The organism is Magnetospirillum fulvum (genome assembly GCF_900108475.1).
GTDB lineage: Bacteria > Pseudomonadota > Alphaproteobacteria > Rhodospirillales > Magnetospirillaceae > Phaeospirillum > Phaeospirillum fulvum_A.
The window spans coordinates 40,361-57,449 of sequence record NZ_FNWO01000004.1; the positions used below are offsets into that span (position 1 = coordinate 40,361).

Genomic DNA, 17,089 nt, shown 5'->3' on the forward strand with positions numbered 1-17,089 from the left:
CCCTCAGTTCGGTCCGGTCAAGCCGACTTGGCGTTTGACAGGGTCGAGATCGCCTTCAACTGGCGCTCGTGTTCGTTGTCCAACATCTTCTGCACACCCTGATAGTCGCGCAGGATCTGAGTCATTTTGGTCATCTCGACCACCGGCTGGACGTTGGATTCCTCCATCATCCCCTGGACGATCACCGGGCGTTCGACCGTCTCGGGAGTCTGGGTGGTGTCGTAGAGCGAATCGCCGACGTTGCGCATGTCCTGGTCGTTGGCGAACTTGACCACCTTCAGCTTGGTCACCCGGCCGTTCTCGGTGGAGATGGTGCCGTCGCTGGCGACTTCGATCCGGGTTTCGTTGGGGGCGAAGATGATCGGCTGGTCGCGCTCGTCCATCACCGCGAAGCCTTGCGAATTGACCAGCATGCCGGTCTGGTCGAGGCGGAAATGGCCGTTGCGGCCATAGCGCATCCCGGCTTCGGTCTCGATCTCGAAGAAACCGTCGCCGTGCAGCGCGAAATCAAGCGGATTGTCGGTCTTGGTCAGCGGTCCTTCGCGGGTGTCGCGCAGCACCGAGACGTCCTGGACGAACGACAACTTGCCGCCCAAAGCCCGCTCGCTCGACCGGGTCGGGATCAGATATTCGCGGAACATCATTTCCTCGCCCTTGAAGGCGGGGGTATTGGCGTTCGCCATGTTGTTGGCGACGACGTCGAGCTGACGCCACAGGGCGGCTTGGCGGGACAGGGCAATGTACGATGTGTTCTGCATGGTCTGATACCCGGTGGCGGAACGCTACGTCGCCTTCCATGCAGAAGCCATGCCAGACGTGAAATTGGGCGGAAAGGGCTGAAATCGCCGGAAAAAAGCCGGGATCGGGGCAGGGCTTGCCGGGCAGTTATTGCCGGGCACCGCCTCGGTTGCTATCGTGGCGGACCCCGCGACTTTGCGCGGGGTCCGCAACCTTATCTTAACCGCCGCGGGGCTAGCCTTTCGCCACGAACACGCGAAGGCCGTTTCCCGCCAGCCCCGTCCTGCCGACGTCGGAAGAGAGCGATGACCGAAGATCTGGAAGAAGATTTCGACGACAATGACGGTGCCGATGGCGGTGCGGACTCATCCCAGGGCAAAGGCGGGATGAAAAAGATCCTGCTGATCGTCCTGCCGCTGCTGCTGCTGATCGGCGGCGGGGCTGGTGTGTATTTCTCGGGGCTGCTCGACGGATTGCTGGGCGGCCACAAGGAAGAGCCGGTGGCCGAATCCTCGGCGCCGCCGCCACCGGTCGCCAAGGCGGTACAGGCCGCCGCCTTCATGGATCTGCCCGAGATGCTGGTCAATCTCCAGACCTCGGGGCGCAAGCAGGCGTTCTTGAAGCTGCGGGTCGCGCTCGAGCTTGAATCCGTCGCCGACCAGCCCCGGGTCGAACAGATGATGCCGCGTATCGTCGATTATTTTCAGGTCTATTTGCGAGAATTGCGGATCGAAGACCTTCAGGGCGCGTCGGGGATGAACCTGCTGCGCGAGGAATTGCTGACCCGGGTCAATGCCGCGGTCAAGCCGGTCAAGGTCAGCGACGTCCTGTTCAAGGAAATGCTGGTCCAGTGATCGGCGGCCGGTCTTTCCGGCGGGAAACGGGTCCACGAGCGGTCGGCGGGATATTCCTCACATGACAAATCAGGATGAAGGCGGCCAGGGCCGCAGCGCCGAAGAAGAAGAGGCCCTGATGAAGGAATGGGCCGCCATGGCCGAGGAGGAGGCGGCGGGCGGTGCCGCTCCTGCTGCGGCCGATGCTGCGGCCGAGGGCGGCGGCGGCGACGCGATGGCCGACGAGTGGGAGGCGATGCTGGGAGCCGGCGGCGGCGAGGGCGAGGGCGAGGCCACCGCTGCGGTGGCCCGCGACGGCACCCGGGTGCTGAACCAGGACGAAATCGACTCGCTGCTGGGCTTTGACGAGGATGGCGCCGGGGGCGGCGACAAGTCGGGTATCCAGGCGATCCTCAACAGCGCCCTGGTGTCCTATGAACGCCTGCCGATGCTCGAAGTCGTCTTCGACCGGCTGGTGCGCATGATGTCGACCTCGATGCGTAACTTCACCTCGGACAACGTCGAAGTCTCGCTCGACAACATCTTGTCGCTGCGCTTCGGCGATTACCTCAACTCGATCCCGCTCCCGGCGATGCTGGCGGTGTTCAAGGCCGAGGAATGGGACAATTTCGGCCTGCTGACCGTCGATTCCTCGCTGATCTACTCGATCGTCGATGTGTTGCTGGGCGGACGGCGCGGCACCGCCGCGATGCGAATCGAAGGTCGCCCCTACACCACGATCGAACGCAATCTGGTCGAGCGGATGGTTCATGTCGTGCTGTCCGACCTGTCGGCGGCGTTCGACCCGCTATCGCCGGTGACGTTCCGCTTCGACCGGCTGGAGACCAATCCGCGCTTCGCCACCATCTCGCGTCCCAGCAATGCCGCGATCGTCGCCAAGCTGCGGATCGACATGGAGGATCGCGGTGGGCGGCTTGAATTGCTGCTGCCCTACGCCACCCTCGAACCGGTGCGCGAGTTGCTGCTCCAGATGTTCATGGGCGAAAAGTTCGGCCGCGATTCGATCTGGGAAACCCACTTGGCCGAAGAATTGTGGATGACCGAGGTCGAGTTGGAGGCGGTGCTGGACCAGCAGGTGATGAATTTGCGCGACGTCCTGGCCTGGAAGCCCGGCTCGAAGCACATGCTGAACGCTACCCCGGATTCGCAGGTCGAAATGCGCTGCGGTCAGGTCGGGATGTTCCGGGGACGGATGGGACGCAAGGGGCAGCACATCGCGATCCGGGTCGATGAAACCAGCCGGCGTGACAAGGGGTAATCGGTCGTGGACTGGAAAGTGCTTCTCGATATTGTCGTTTCGGTGCTGATGGTGGCCACCATCGCCTATGCCACCCGACTCAATTCGCGGCTGGCGGCCTTACGCAAAAACCGCGACGATCTGGCCCGAACCATCATCGGCTTTAACGAAGCCACCTTGCGCGCGGAATCCTCAATCCCCAAATTGCGCAAAGCGGCCGATGAAGCGGGGCACTCGCTTCAGGAGCGGGTGGAGAAGGCCCAGTCCTTGCGCGACGATCTCGCCTTTATGATTGAGCGGGCCGATACGATGGCCAACCGGCTGGAAAACGCCGTCCGGTCGGCCCGGGCCGAGGGTACGACGCGAAGCGGGGCCAGCGGAGCCGAAGCGGCTGCCGCGTCCCGCGCTCCGGCCTCCGGCCCGGCGATGGCCTCCGGGCGCCCGGCGGCGCCGGGTCGGTCGGCGCAACAGGCTGCGGTAGCCCAGGCCTCTGCCACGGCGGAATACGGGCTTGACGATGAACGGTCGGAAGCCGAGCGTGAATTGTTGCGCGCGCTTCAGGCGATGAGGTGAAAACAGCGTCATGGCACTGAAAGCCAATTCAAAGGGGATGCCGCGCGGGGCCGGGCCCGGTGTCGATGCGGGCGGGGGACGTGCTCCGATCGTGCGGGTTCTGCCCGTCCTGATCTTCTTTGGCGTCCTGATGCTGTCGGTACGGGTCACCGACCTGTTCATGGGCCTGACCGGCCTGGGATTAGGCGCGGTGTCGGTCGCCGAGTTGCAGGCGCAGCAGCCGCCCCGGCCCGCCGCGCCCGCCGCCGCGACTCCGGCTTCGGCTCCGGCCGCAACCCCCGCTCCCGCGCCCGCCGCTGGAGGCGATGCCGCGGCCGAGGGGCGGACCCAGACCGAGATGGATGTGCTGGAAAAGTTGCGGGAACGCCGGGCGGTGATCGATTCTCGCGAGCGCGACGTCGAGCGGCGCGAGGAAATGCTGCGCGCCGCCGAAAGTCAGATCGACCGCAAGGTCGCCGAAATGAAGACCCTTCAGAGCACGATCGAGGGGCTTTTGCGCCAATATAATGACCAGGAAGACAACAAGATGCGGTCTCTGGTCAAAATATATGAGAATATGAAGCCGAAGGAAGCCGCCAAGATCTTCGAGCAGCTCGATATGAGCATCCTGCTTGAAGTGGTCGAGCGGATGAAGGAGCAGAAGGTCGCTCCGATCATGGCCGAGATGGACCCGATGAAGGCAAAAGGTGTGACCTCCGAACTGGCGCAACGTCGCCAGATGCCAGCGCCGAAGGGGGCTTCGGGGGGGTAAGTGGATGCGGATAGCGCAAAAATGGCTTGCGCAGGTGTATGGGCCTATCTTAACTAAGTATATTCGCTAGTGTCCCGGTTGCTCGGTTTCTGGCGAGTGTGTCTCGAAGGAGCGGATGGATGGCTGTCGATAAGAATATGAACGTCCTCATCGTGGACGATTACAAGACGATGTTGCGGATCATTCGGAACCTGCTCAAGCAGCTTGGTTTCAACAACGTCGATGAAGCCACCGATGGCGCGATGGCGCTCCAGATGCTCCGGGTCGGGACTTATGGTCTGGTCATTTCCGACTGGAACATGGAGCCGATGACCGGATTGCAGCTTCTGCGTGAAGTTCGCGCCGATCCCAAGCTGAAGCCGGTTCCTTTCATCATGGTCACCGCCGAATCCAAGTCGGAAAACGTGATCGCCGCCAAGGAAGCCGGTGTCTCCAACTACATCGTCAAGCCGTTCAACGCGGAAACGCTGAAGAACAAGATGACCAGCGTTCTGGGTGATTTCTGACGATAGCAGGAGGTCGCGTCATGTCAGGCAAGGGCGTCGACCGCGACCTTGAGTTGCGTCTAGAGGTGATCCGCCGCGAACACGGCGACACCGTCCATATCGACCAGATCGGCGAGGTTGTTCGCTCTCTGCTCGATTCGATCGCTGGCGACATCAGCGCTGGCGACCTCCGCCTCTATCGCGAGGTTGAGTCGCTGGCCCAGTACATCCACGCCGCGCGCGAGGAAATCGCAGCACTTCGCCCCGGCGACATCAAGCACCGCTTCATCGCGTCGGCCACCGACGAACTCGACGCCATCGTGGGCGCGACCGAGGCCGCCACCAACGAAATCATGGATGCCGCCGAAAGTCTGGAAACGGTGACGGCTTCGCTCGATTCCGAGGCGGCCGAGAAACTGGCCGACATCACCACCCGGATCTACGAGGCCTGTACCTTCCAGGACATCACCGGCCAGCGGATCACCAAGGTCGTCAAGGCCTTGAAGGATATCGAGGACCGGGTCGAGGGGCTGGTGAAGATGTTCGGTGCCGAATACGAAAAAGAAGGCGTCGCCAAGGACAAGTCCGAGACGCCGCCCAGCGATCAGGATCTCCTCAACGGCCCGCAGCTTCCCGCCGCTGCCGCCAATCAGGCCGATATCGACGCGCTGCTGGCCAGTTTCGACTAGCCTCTCATGGCGGATTCGCCCCGATCGAACCAGACCCTGCGGTCATTCCGGATGCGGTGGGGGGTGTTGGCGCTTCTGATCGCGTGCGCGGCGGTATCGCCCGCTTTTGCCCAGGGCGCGTCCACTCCCCGCGCCGCCGCCCATGACGGCTATGGCCGGATGGTGTTCGATTGGGACGGTCCGGTCGGCTTCACCGCCGAGCAGGTCGATGGCCGATTGGTGGTCCGCTTCGACAAGCCGATCGCGGGCGATCCCAAGGCGGTGGTCAAACCGCTGTCGCGCTATCTGAAGGGGGCGACGCTCAGCCCCGATCGCACCACCGCGACCTTTCCCCTGACCGGTCCGGTCCAGATCAAGACGCTGCGCAGCGGCAATGCGGTGGTGATCGACCTGAGCGAGGACAAGTCGCCGCCGCCGACCCCGGTTGCGCCTGCTCCCACCGCCGCTCCTCCCCCCGCCCGGCCGCTGGCCGCGACCGCGACGGTCGCGCCGCCCGCGCCTGTTGCCCCGGCTCCGGCTCCGGCCGCAAGTCCCTCCGTTCCCGCCACCGAACTGATGGTGCGCGGCGGCGAACATACCGGCTTTAACCGGCTGGTGTTCGACTGGCCCAAGACGGTTGGCTATACGGTCGAGGAAGCGGGCGACAAGGTGACGGTTGCCTTCGACCGTCCGGCCAACCTCAATGTCACCTCGCTCCGGGCCGCGCTGCCACCCGATGTCGGCTTTCTCGAAACCCGTCCGGCGGGGAAGGGAACTGCGGTGGTGCTGTCGTTGCCGCCGGGAATGCGGGTCCGCCATTTCGCCAGCGGTCCCCGCGTCGCGCTCGATCTGGTCCGTCCCGCCGGGACGCCGCCGCCGCCCCGCGTCAATGGCGCTCCGCCGCCGCCGCTGGCTCCCGCGCCGGGCAGCGCCGACCAGCCTCCGGCGCTAAAGCCGCTCGTTCCCGCCGCCGCCCCGCCGCCGCCGTCGGCTCCGCAGGCACCGCCGCCGCTGGCCAACCTCGACGAAACGATCGCGCCGCAACCGCCCGCTCCGGCGGGCAAGATGGTCAGTCTCGGTTTCTCGTTCGACAAGCCGACCGGGGCCGCCGTGTTCCGCCGTGGCGGGTGGTTGTGGGCGGTGTTCGACCTCAAGGCCGAGATTGATACCAAGCTGCTGAAGCGCACCGGCGGTGACGTCGTCTTGCATGTCGAGCAGATTCAAGGGGTGAAGGGAACGGCGGTGCGGATGCTGACCCTGCCGGGCTTCAACCCCTCGGTCCGCAAGGAAGGGCAATTGTGGGTGCTCGACATCCACGAACAGCCGCTGCTGCCTAAGCTTGCCGCCGCCGTGTCGGCGCAGATGGATTTCCAGGATCGCGGCCGCCTGACCATCGCCGCCGCCGATGGGTCGCAGCCGCTGCTGCTGCGCGATCCCGAGGTCGGCGACACCATCCAGGTGGTGACGGTGCCGACGATCGGGCTGGGCGTCCGCGCCGGGCGCGATTATCCCGGCGTCGAATTGCTGCCCACCGCCCAGGGTGTCGCCGCAGTGGGCCATGCCGACGGGGTCCGGCTCGACCCGATGAAGGCCCAGGTCGAGGTGGCGATGCCGGGCGGGCTGTATCTGACCCCGCCGCCGCCGTCCGAACCCGAACCCACCGGGGCCGAGAGTCCGGTCGTCGATGCCGATGCCCCCCAGGTGACCGGCCCGCTCGACATCACCAAATGGATGCGGGGCGGCAATGACAGTTTCGTCGCCGACCGGCGCAAGCTGTTGCGGCGGATGACGATGCTGCGGCCCAACGACCGCAATCTGCAACGGTTGGAAATCGCCCGTCATTACCTCGCCAACGGCTTCGCGCCCGAGGCGTTGGGCGAACTGCGCCTGCTTGCCGCCGCCGATCCGGCGATGGTCGAGACTCCGGCGTTTCGGGCGGCGCGCGGTGCGGCCAATTTCCTGGCTCGTCACGATGCCGAGGCGATTGCCGATCTGTCGATCCCCGCCTTGAAGGACGATCCCCGCGTCCAGTTGTTCCTGGCGGCGGCGAATGCCCGCTCTCAGCCCGACCCGGCCCGTCAGGCCCTGACGCTGCGGCTTGCCCCCGAGGAGATCAAGGGCTGGCCGCGCACGCTGCGGATGGAATTGGGCGAGGTCGCCGCCCGCACCGTGGCCGGGGCGGGCGACGGGCGAGGCGCCAACCGGATCATTGATGCGATGATGGGGCCGGGCCTGCAACGCCGCGATATCGGGCGGCTGTCTTATCTGGGCGGTCTGGCCTCGGTCGCCGGGAAGCAATACGAGCAGGCGATCACCCGCTTCCGCGATGCCGAGGCCAGCGACAGCCGCCCCGACCGCGCCTATGCCACCCGCGACCGGGTCGAGCTGATGCTGAAGCTGGGCAAGATCACCCCGCTTGAGGCGATCGCCGAACTGGAAAAGATGCGCTTCGCCTGGCGCGGCGAGGATTTCGAGTTCCAGTTGATGAAGCGGATCAGCCAGTTGCAGGTCGAGGCCAAGCGCTATGGCGAGGGGCTGCGCAGCATGCATCTGCTCGCCTCGAACTATCCCGACCATCCCGACATCCCCAAGGTGATGGAGATGATGAGCGAGGCGTTCGCCCGTCTGTTCCTCGACGGCGAGGCCGACAAGCTGCCCCCGGTCACCGCGATCGGCCTTTACGACGAGTTCCAGGAACTGACCCCCTCGGGGGCTAAGGGCGACGAGATGATCCGCCGTCTGGCCGACCGGCTCGCCTCGGTCGATCTGCTGGAGCGGGCGGGCGACCTGCTGCGCCATCAGGTCGAGTTCCGCCTGTCCGGGCTGGACAAGGTCCGGGTGGGGACACGGCTGGCCTTCCTCAACCTGTCCGACCGCAAGCCCGGTCTGGCGCTTGAGGCGCTCGACCTCAGCGAAGGCCCCGACATCCCGACCGATCTGGCCTCGCAGCGGCGCTATCTGCGGGTTCAGTCCCTGGACGATCTCGGCCGCTCCGCCGAGGCGCTGGCCCTCATCATCAACGATCAGAGCGAAGAGGCCCGCCGTCTGCGCGGCGAGATCAATTGGCGCCTGAAGAAATGGCCCGAGGCCGTCGCGGCGATGGAAAGCACGATCGAGAAGCCGCTGGGGAACCGTCCGCTCGACCCCAAGATGGCGCGCCGGGTGCTCGATACCGCGACCGCGATGACGCTGGGCCATGACGAGCGCGGGCTGGCCCGGTTGCGCCGCACCTTCGGCGATCTGATGGCCAAGACCGACCTGCGCGAGGCGTTCGACCTGCTGACCAGCGAGCCAGAACGCGGCATTGCCGATTATCGTCGGATCGGCGACAAGGTGAAGCAGGTCGAGGAATTCCAGACCTTCATGGGCGATTGGAAGAACCGGGTGAAGGCCGAGGGCCTGTCCTCGATGAATTAGTCGGTCGTGAAAAAGTCCTTCGGCCTTTGGCCTCAGTGTACTTTTCCCCGGTTCAAAAAGAATCCCCGTGCTCAATCAAGCTTCCCGCGCGGGGATGGATTTGGTTCCCTCCGAGGCCGATGGGCGACGCCCACGGCTTCGGAGGCTGGTGAAACAGACAACACGAAAAATGGGCGCTGGGCCGCCCCTAGCCCATTTTTCTCCTTTTAATCCAACGGGAAAAAGTACACCTCGCGACAGCGAGGGACTTTTTCACGGGAGACGAATTAGAGAGGAGGGGGGAACCGATGTTCCGATATGCTGGACTCATCGCCTTGGGCTTGCTGCTGTCCGGCTGCGGCCCTGCCTTGCCGCCGCCCGAAGCGGTCCGGCTCGCCCCGGTGCCCGGTGTTTCGCCGCCGCTTGCGGCGCGGGTGATGATTTTCGCCGGTCAGGGCGACCTCGACCGCAAATTGACGGTGCAGGCCACCCGGTTGCAGACCGAGGAGGGAACGGTCAAGGACGGAACCGCGCTGGCCCAGGCGGCGCGGGCGGTGCTGTCGAAGGCGTTTGCGCGGGTCGAACTCAACGATGCCTCGCTCCGGCCCCAGATCGTCGTTCGTCTGTATGGCCAGGGCCTGTGGTCGAAGCCGAATTCCCGCCTTCAGGTTGGCTGTGGCATCGACGCCTTTACCGCCGATGGCTTTCCGATCGGCAATTTCGGCGGCCGCTACGACATCAATACCGGCGATTACGAAAGCACCCTGGCACCAAGCTACGCCCAGTGCCTGAAGGTGCCGGTCGAGCAATTGCTGGCCTCTCCGGCGCTGGCCCGGCTGGCTGCCGCCGGATTTCGCGATCCGCCCGCCGTCGCGGTCGAGCGCTGGATGCAGAGCCTGGGGCCGATTCCCGCGACGCGGCCCTGAGCGCCGCGATGGCCGCCCGGACCCGGATCCTGGTCGTCGATGATAACGAGGTCAACCGGACCGTCGCCGCCGATCTGCTCGACCGCAGCGGGTACAGCGTCGTCACCGCCGAGGACGGGCTGGCGGCGCTCGCCGCCGTCCGCGCCGCTTGCTTCGACCTGATCCTGCTCGACATGCGGATGCCGGGGATGGACGGGATCGAAACCGCCGCCGCGATCCATGCCGCGCTCGGATCGCCGCCGCCGATGCTGCTGCTCACCGCGACCCTGATCCCCGAGGACGAACCGCGTTGGCGCCGGGCCGGACTCCGGGGCTGTCTGGTCAAGCCGTTCCGGGTCGAGCAGATCGCCCCGTTCCTGACCGTCGCTCCGCCGTCCGGATTGTCCGGTCTGGTGGCGCGATCCGACCTCGACCTCGATCTGACCCTTCTCGGGCGCGAGCGGATGATCGCTCTGGCTGACCTGTTCCGCCGGTCGTCCGGGGCTGATCTCGACCGGTTGCTCGCCCTGGCCGCCGCAGGCAAGACGAGCGAGGTGGCCGCGACGGCGCATCGGATGGCCGGAGCCGCCGCCAGTCTCCATCTTCATCCACTGTCGGCGCTGTGCCGCGAAATCGAGAGTACGGCGCGGAGGCAGGATGCTGCCGTTCTGGCCGCTCTGGTCGAACGGGTGCCTGCGCTGTGGGAGGTCTCGCTTGCCACGTTGGTCGAGGCTTTGGAGGCGGCCGAGCCAGGTGGCGGTCCCCCCGATCCGGCATGAAAAAGGCGGTGAAGCATATCGGCTTCACCGCCTTTTTTTTGGAAAAACAGCCTGGGATCAGCGCGCCCGGGCGTGGGCGAGAACGCGGGCGGTGGCCCGGTCGTCCTTAAGCTGCTCGGCGATCAGGAAAGCCAGCTCCAGCGCCTGGGTGGCGTTGAGGCGGGGGTCGCAGTGGGTGTGATAACGGTCGCCCAACCGCGCCTCGGTAATCGCGGTCATGCCGCCGACGCATTCGGTGACATCCTGGCCGGTCATCTCGAAATGGACGCCGCCCGCGTGCGAGCCTTCGGATTTGTGGACGGCGAAGAAGGCGCGGACCTCGGCCAGAATCGAATCGAACAGCCGGGTCTTGAAGCCGGTCGCCGCCTTGACCGTGTTGGCGTGCATCGGGTCGCACGACCACACCACCTTGCGGCCTTCGCGCTGGACGGCGCGGATCAAGGCGGGCAGCTTGGCTTCGACCTGGGCCGCACCCATCCGGACGATCAGGGTCAGACGGCCCGGTTCGTTGGCGGGGTCAAGCCGCTCGATCAGGGCGAGCAGATCGTCGGGAGCGATGCCGGGGCCGATCTTGAAGCCGATCGGGTTGCGCACGCCGCGCAGGAACTCGACATGGGCGGCGTCAAGCTGGCGGGTCCGCTCGCCGATCCACAGCATGTGAGCCGAACAATCGTACCATTCGCCCGAGGTCGAATCGATCCGGGTCAGCGCCTCTTCATAGGGCAGCAGCAGCGCTTCGTGCGAGGTGAAGAAGTCGGTCTCGCGAATCTGCGGAGCCGAGTCCGAGGTCAGCCCACAGGCTTCCATGAACGCGAGCGTCTCACCCAGGCGGGCGCACAAATCCTGATACCGCGCCGCCTGCAAGGTTCCGGCGACGCAATCCAAGGTCCATTGATGCACCGTGTGCAGGTCGGCATAGCCGCCCTGGGCAAAGGCGCGCAGCAGGTTCAGCGTCGCGGCCGACTGGTTGTAGGCCCGCACCATCCGCTGCGGATCGGGAATCCGCGATTCGGGCGTGAAGTCGATGCCGTTGATGTTGTCGCCGCGATAGCTGGGCAGGGTGATTCCGTCGATCGTCTCGGTGTCGGCCGAACGCGGCTTGGCGAACTGCCCGGCCATCCGCCCCACCTTGACCACCGGCATCGCCGCGCCATAGGTCAGCACCACCGCCATCTGCAACAGCACCCGGAAGGTGTCGCGGATGGTGTTGGCGCGGAACTCGACAAAGCTTTCGGCGCAATCGCCGCCCTGGAGCAGAAAACCCCGCCCTTCGGCGACCTGGGCCAGCGTCGCTTTCAGCCGCCGCGCCTCACCGGCAAACACCAGCGGCGGATAATCGGCCAGCGTCCGTTCGACCTCGGCCAGAGCGGCCGCGTCGGGATAGGTGGGAACCTGATGGATCGGCTTTGCCCGCCAACTGCCGGGCGACCAACGTTCGGCCATGGAAGCTTTGTCTCCTGGTTTTCGCGACCGCGAAACGGAAAGCGTTCTCTATACGACGTGAGGGACAACTTTTCCAGTCTGCCGTCTTCTGTTCCGGTCAACGCGGGGGAGAGTCTGTCTCCGCCCGGCGCTCGCCCACCCGGTCCCCCGCGCAGGTGACGCCCATCGTGAAGACGGTTTCGTCGCCGATCTCGCAGCGATCGTCGAGGCGGAAGCCGGGAATCTCCCGCTCGGCCATCGGAATCGCCATATAGGGTTGGCTGCCGCGAAATACCAGACAGGGATAGGCGGCGGTCTCGGTCGCGATGTCGAGGCGGCGGGTCCAATGCATGAAACCGTGCGACCACCAGGTGTGGTCGTTGACGAACCAGGCGTAGGTGTCGGCGGGCATCAGCCGGGCCAGATGCGGCGAATAGCGCCCCTGGGCGTTGAGATCGCCCCGCAGCAGGGCATAGGGCAGCGACGAGGCGGTGTCGTAATCGATCTTGGCACAGGCGGCAAAGCGGCTGGTGTCGAAGGATTGCGCCGCGCGGGTCCAGCGCGCCAACTCGGCGGTCTGGGTGCGCAGCGCCGGGATGGTCAGCGCCACCAGCGCCAGACCCAGCGCCGCCCAGCCGCGCCGGTGCCACAGCGGCCGCGCCGTCTCGGCCGAGATCAGGAACAGCAGCCCCAGCGCCGGGCCGGTCAGCATCAGCGCGGGCAGCATGTAATGCGCCGCCGATTGCTTGGCGACGATCAGTACGGTGAAAAGCTGGGCCAGCACCAGTCCGGCCAGCAGGCGGGAGCGGGGATCGAAGCGGCGGCGGCGCAGCGCGGCGATCAGCGCCGCCAGCGAGGCGACGAACACGGCGGTAAAGATCAGCTTCGAGCCGAACAGGGCGACGATGGCGCGGGGATAGCGGGCGGGGTCGATCACGGTGGCGGCACCGCCGCCATAGGCTCCGCTATGCAGCACCATCTTGCTGACCCAGCCGATCCAGATGTCGGCCGAAGGCCAGGCGGGCAGGGTAAACAGCAGGAAGGCGGCGGGGACGGCCAGCGCCAGCAGAACCAGACGGCGGCGGTCGAGCAGGAACAGCGGCACCAGCCCCAGGGTCAGCGCCTGAAGCTTGCAGGCGATCGCGAACCCGATCGCCAACCCCAGCCACAGCGCCTGACGGTCGCGCCTCGGCTCGGGTCGCAGCAGGGGCAGGGTGGCGATCAGCACCAGAGCGGCGGCGATGATCAGGAACGCCTCGGGCTTGGGGTGCAGGGCGAATTTGGGCACGATCATCGACAGGAACGGCGCGCTTTGGGCCAGCAGCCCGGCCGAAAGCGATCCGGTAGCGCGGCGAAAGGCCAACCCCAGCCCGGCCAGGGCCAGCCCGACCAGCGGATAGAGAAAAGTGGTGATCGTCAGCAGATGGCCTTCGGGGTCGGCCAGAACCGCGGCCACCACCGCCAGGGCCGGATCGGTCGGATGCATCAGCCGCAGCACCAGGGCGACGAACACCTGGATCGGGGTGCCGGGATGGCTGACATCGGTGGGCGCCAGCCCCTCGACCAGCCGCAGCCCGTTCAGCAGGTAATAATAATCGGGGTCGAGGTTGAATTGCTGCCACAGCGGCAGGCTGACCGTCCGCATCGCAAACAGCACGGCGACGAACAGAATCGGCAGGATCAGCAGCACCAGCGTATCGCGGGAGAACCGGCGGGGGATCATCGGCGGGGCTCCGTCCGGGGGGTCAGGATGGCGTAAAGATTGGCGCTCCATACCTCGGGCGGCGTCAGCACAGCCCAGGCCAGGACTCGGTTCACCACGGCGTCGGTAAAGCGGCGGCGGCGCGACCCTTGCCGCTGGGGCCGGATTACGGCGGAAAACCCAGCCGAATCGGCTAATTGGCGCAAGGATTGGGCCGAGAAGGGAGTGCGGTGGGTCAGATCGCCGAACTGATAGCTCAATCCCCACGGGCTGGCGGCGTTGGGCACCTTCAGCACGATCTTTCCGGCGGTGGTGAGACGGGGGCGGATCGTCTCCAGCAGGGTCCGGGCCTCGTCGGGGCTGAAATGCTCCAGCACGTCGAGCAGGACCACCCGGTCGAACGGTCCTTCGGCCGACCCGTTCAGCAGCGCCAGCGCGTCGCCATGGCGAAAATCGGCGCGGACCGCGGCAGGCACGATGTCGGCCAGGGCGGGGTCGTGGTCGATGCCGATCCGGCGCGCGACGCCCTTGGCCTCGAGGTAACCGAGAAACTCCCCGGTGCCGCAGCCGATTTCGAGGAACGACATGTCCGCCGCGCATTGGGCCGGATGCCAGATGTCGGCATCGAAGCGGCGGATCAACTTGGCGTCGATATTCGGCGTCCGATAGCCCTTGTAGCTCGCGTAAGTGTCGTAGAACCCCGGTGCGCGCTCGTCCACCCTGTCCGTCCCCCTCTCCAGCCATGGTCCCGGCCTCTCGGGTGTAGCGGAGAGCGCGGCGGAGGGCAAGGCCGGGCGGGGGTGCGGGGGGACAAGTCCCGAAAGTAACTTGATCCGCCGCCTGCTACCCCTGTTGCTCGATCCGGGCGCGGGTGAAGTCGGCGATCTTGATGTCTTCGCGGGTGGTGTGGTTGGAGAACCAATGGACCAGGAAGCCGATCAGATCGTTCTGCCGGATCAGGTCGATCGACATCGACAGAATGAAGCGGCTCAGTTCCTCAAGCAGGGCGGTGTGAATTTTCCGGTGTTCCTCGATCCCCGGAAAAGACAGGTCGATCATGATGCTTTCTTCACTGTAGAAGTGAAAGTCGGCATATTTGTAAAGTTCGGTCAGCCTGCGGCCGATCTTTTCGATCGGGGCGTCGGCGGTCAGCTCCGCCTCGATCTGGATGATCAGATCGAGAAAGATGCGGTGCTCGAAATCGATTCTCTGATGCCCGGTTTCATAAGCCGGTTTCCATTCCGCGCGAAACATTGCTCCGCTCCCTGACCGGTCTTTCCTCGATCTGGGAAGTTTGGTCCGAATCGGCGTGTCTGACCAGGGGTCACGTCGCCTTTGACGCGGACTCGCGGACATAAACCGCCAGTCGAATATCTTCGCCTGCGGTATGGAAGGAAAACCACTCGATCAGGAACCCGACGATATCTTTTTTCCGCAGGGTCTCGATCGAGAGCGGCCCGGTAAAGCTGCGCAATTCCCCCAGCAGCAATTCGTGATTGCGCCGGTGGGCGTCGAGGTCAGGGAAGGCGACATCAATCATGATGCTTTCTTCGCTGAAAAAATGAAAGTCGGTGTATTTGTACAATTCGACAATGCGTCGTTCGATCTGATCTGGCGGAGCGTTTTCAGAAAGATCGGTTTCGATCTGAAGAATCAGATCCAGGAAAATGCGGTGCTCGAAATCGATCCGGGGGTGCCCGGTTTCATACGCCGATTTCCACACTGAACGAAACATGGTCCGCCTCTACCCCTTGGGTCTTGGGCGTACTGTGATCGCAATCGCCGTGACTGACTACCCCTGCCCTATGGGTAGGGCAACGAAACAGGGGAAGCGGTTGCCCGCTTCCCCTGCATCAATCGTCAGACTTTGTCTTGAACCGGGAGGCTAGCCGCGATGGCCGCCACCGGCACGAGCCGCAGCGGGCTTGCCGCTGTTGCCGTGACCGCTACCGCTGCCGGTGCGGGCGGCGGGACGGCCCTGGCCCTGGCTGGGGCGACGGCCCGGAGCCTGCTGGGGACGGCCGCGTCCGCCACCACCCGCGCCGCGCTGGGCGATGTGGGCGGCGTGGTAGGCGTGGGCCTCATCGACCGGCACCGACTGGCGGATCGTCTTTTCGATCGCGCGCAGATAGGCGACTTCGTCGGCGTCGCACAGCGACACGGCGATGCCGCTGGCTCCGGCGCGGGCGGTGCGGCCGATGCGGTGGACATAGCTTTCCGGTTCGTTCGGAAGCTCGTAATTCAGCACATGGGTGATGCCATCGACATCAATGCCGCGCGCGGCGATGTCGGTGGCGACCAGCGCCTTGATCTTGCCGTCGCGGAAGTCGGCCAGGGCCTTCTGACGGGCTCCCTGCGACTTGTTGCCATGGATCGCGTCGGCGCTGATCCCGGCCTTGTCCAGCATTTCGGCGACGCGGTTGGCGCCGTGCTTGGTGCGGGTGAAGACCAGGGCGCGACCGACATCGTTGCCGGCCAGGATCTCGGTGAGCAGGGTGCGCTTGTTCTCGCGATCGACGAACATCACCTTCTGGTCGATCTTGTCGGCGGTCGAGGAGACCGGGGCGACTTCGACCCGGATCGGGCGGTGCAGCACGCTTTCGGCCAGACCGACGATGCTGTCGGGCATGGTGGCCGAGAACAAGACGGTCTGGCGCGATTTCGGCATCGCGGCGACGATCTTGCGGATCGGCTGGATGAAGCCCATGTCGAGCATCCGGTCGGCTTCGTCGAGCACCAGGGCTTCGACCGAATCGAGGCGGATGGCGTCCTGGCTCATCAGATCGAGCAGGCGGCCGGGGGTGGCGACCAGGATATCGACGCCGCCCGCCATCGTCTTGATCTGCGGGATCATGCCGACGCCGCCGAACACCAAAGCGTGGCGCAGCCGATACTGGCTGCCATAGGTGCGGAAGCTTTGTCCAACCTGAACCGCCAGTTCGCGGGTGGGGGTCAGCACCAGCACCCGGGTGCTCTTCGGCATCGCGCGCTTCTTGAACTGCTCAAGGCGCTGCAACAGCGGAAGGGCAAAGGATGCGGTCTTGCCGGTGCCGGTCTGGGCCAGACCCAGAACGTCGTGCCCGGCCAGCAGGTGGGGGATCGACTGTTCCTGGATCGGGGTGGGCGTGGTGTATCCCTCGGTCGCCAGAGCCTTAAGCAGGGGTTCGGCGAGACCGAGATCGGAAAAAAGGGTCATGAACTCTCTTTCTTTGCAGACGAACCGTCGGCTTCGCCCAGGAGCCTGAACGGCCCGGCGAAAGACGGCGAGATAGGCCACGCAGAACAGCGAGGCCCGATCGGGGCACCTTCCGGACGCGCGACCGGACGGTCATCATGGCAAGGGAAAAATGGCTCGGGACGATTGGGTTGACCGGATCAGGCCATAACCGTAGCGCGCTGTCGCGAGCGGACTGAACGCGGATCGTCCAGGCAGCCCGCACCGTGCGCCATTCCCGGTCCGATGTCAATAAAAGCCTGACAATCGACGGCGCGGCCGCCGACATGCGGTTTTCCCAACCCAGGCTCGCGGTCGGGCCGAATGCTCCGGGCTTGGAAAAGCGCGGCGGGCCGCGTTAGATG

Annotated in this window: 16 protein-coding genes; 9 read left to right on the top strand and 7 right to left on the bottom strand. The window is 65.4% G+C overall.

Going from position 1 to position 17,089, the window contains the following annotated elements; all coding sequences use genetic code 11:
- Nucleotides 1-17: 17 nt before the first annotated feature.
- On the bottom strand, nt 18-758 hold the full coding sequence (flgF, locus tag BLW40_RS05750) for a flagellar basal-body rod protein FlgF (RefSeq protein ID WP_074766469.1): 741 nt from the start codon (nt 756-758) through the stop codon (nt 18-20).
- Between the two features lie 285 nt (nt 759-1,043).
- On the opposite strand from flgF, the gene BLW40_RS05755 reads away from it, so the two are divergent.
- From BLW40_RS05755 to BLW40_RS05795, 9 genes are all read left to right on the top strand, one after another.
- Entirely contained in the window at nt 1,044-1,592 is a 549-nt protein-coding gene (locus BLW40_RS05755; protein WP_074766471.1) for a flagellar basal body-associated FliL family protein, read from the top strand.
- 61 nt (nt 1,593-1,653) lie between these two features.
- Nucleotides 1,654-2,850 carry a flagellar motor switch protein FliM gene (gene fliM, locus BLW40_RS05760; protein ID WP_074766473.1) on the top strand — a complete coding sequence of 399 codons (1,197 nt, stop codon included), beginning with the start codon at nt 1,654-1,656 and terminating at the stop codon, nt 2,848-2,850.
- 6 nt (nt 2,851-2,856) lie between these two features.
- On the top strand, nt 2,857-3,402 hold the full coding sequence (locus tag BLW40_RS05765; protein ID WP_083386644.1) for a DUF6468 domain-containing protein: 546 nt from the start codon (nt 2,857-2,859) through the stop codon (nt 3,400-3,402).
- A 10-nt stretch (nt 3,403-3,412) separates the two neighbouring features.
- Nucleotides 3,413-4,153 (top strand): MotE family protein, encoded by a 741-nt coding sequence (locus BLW40_RS05770; RefSeq protein ID WP_083386645.1) that lies wholly within the window; start codon nt 3,413-3,415, stop codon nt 4,151-4,153.
- Nucleotides 4,154-4,272: 119 nt separating this feature from the next.
- A complete protein-coding gene (locus BLW40_RS05775; RefSeq protein WP_002726590.1) occupies nt 4,273-4,659 on the top strand; it encodes a response regulator in 387 nt (128 codons plus the stop codon).
- A gap of 20 nt (nt 4,660-4,679) precedes the next feature.
- Nucleotides 4,680-5,327, top strand: a complete 648-nt coding sequence (locus tag BLW40_RS05780) for a protein phosphatase CheZ (protein WP_074766475.1) — start codon at nt 4,680-4,682, stop codon at nt 5,325-5,327.
- A gap of 66 nt (nt 5,328-5,393) precedes the next feature.
- Nucleotides 5,394-8,723: a hypothetical protein gene (locus BLW40_RS05785; RefSeq protein WP_139305511.1), complete on the top strand. Its 3,330-nt coding sequence runs from the start codon at nt 5,394-5,396 to the stop codon at nt 8,721-8,723.
- 287 nt (nt 8,724-9,010) lie between these two features.
- A complete protein-coding gene (locus BLW40_RS05790; RefSeq protein WP_074766479.1) occupies nt 9,011-9,628 on the top strand; it encodes a hypothetical protein in 618 nt (205 codons plus the stop codon).
- 8 nt (nt 9,629-9,636) lie between these two features.
- Nucleotides 9,637-10,386 (top strand): response regulator, encoded by a 750-nt coding sequence (locus tag BLW40_RS05795; RefSeq protein ID WP_074766482.1) that lies wholly within the window; start codon nt 9,637-9,639, stop codon nt 10,384-10,386.
- Nucleotides 10,387-10,443: 57 nt separating this feature from the next.
- On the opposite strand, the gene BLW40_RS05800 is transcribed toward BLW40_RS05795, so the two are convergent.
- The 6 genes from BLW40_RS05800 to BLW40_RS05825 form a co-directional block, all read right to left on the bottom strand.
- Entirely contained in the window at nt 10,444-11,829 is a 1,386-nt protein-coding gene (locus BLW40_RS05800) for a class II 3-deoxy-7-phosphoheptulonate synthase (protein ID WP_074766484.1), read from the bottom strand.
- A gap of 97 nt (nt 11,830-11,926) precedes the next feature.
- On the bottom strand, nt 11,927-13,531 hold the full coding sequence (locus tag BLW40_RS05805) for a hypothetical protein (RefSeq protein ID WP_074766487.1): 1,605 nt from the start codon (nt 13,529-13,531) through the stop codon (nt 11,927-11,929).
- The gene (locus tag BLW40_RS05810) at nt 13,528-14,229 is read right to left on the bottom strand and encodes a class I SAM-dependent methyltransferase (RefSeq protein ID WP_074766489.1); all 702 of its coding nucleotides are present in this window, start codon (nt 14,227-14,229) and stop codon (nt 13,528-13,530) included. Before BLW40_RS05810 ends, BLW40_RS05805 begins: the two co-directional genes overlap by 4 nt.
- A 124-nt stretch (nt 14,230-14,353) precedes the next feature.
- On the bottom strand, nt 14,354-14,764 hold the full coding sequence (locus BLW40_RS05815; protein WP_074766491.1) for a bacteriohemerythrin: 411 nt from the start codon (nt 14,762-14,764) through the stop codon (nt 14,354-14,356).
- Nucleotides 14,765-14,834: 70 nt separating this feature from the next.
- Nucleotides 14,835-15,245 (bottom strand): bacteriohemerythrin, encoded by a 411-nt coding sequence (locus BLW40_RS05820; protein WP_074766494.1) that lies wholly within the window; start codon nt 15,243-15,245, stop codon nt 14,835-14,837.
- A 150-nt stretch (nt 15,246-15,395) separates the two neighbouring features.
- A complete protein-coding gene (locus tag BLW40_RS05825; RefSeq protein WP_074766496.1) occupies nt 15,396-16,706 on the bottom strand; it encodes a DEAD/DEAH box helicase in 1,311 nt (436 codons plus the stop codon).
- Between the last annotated feature and the right edge of the window lie 383 nt (nt 16,707-17,089).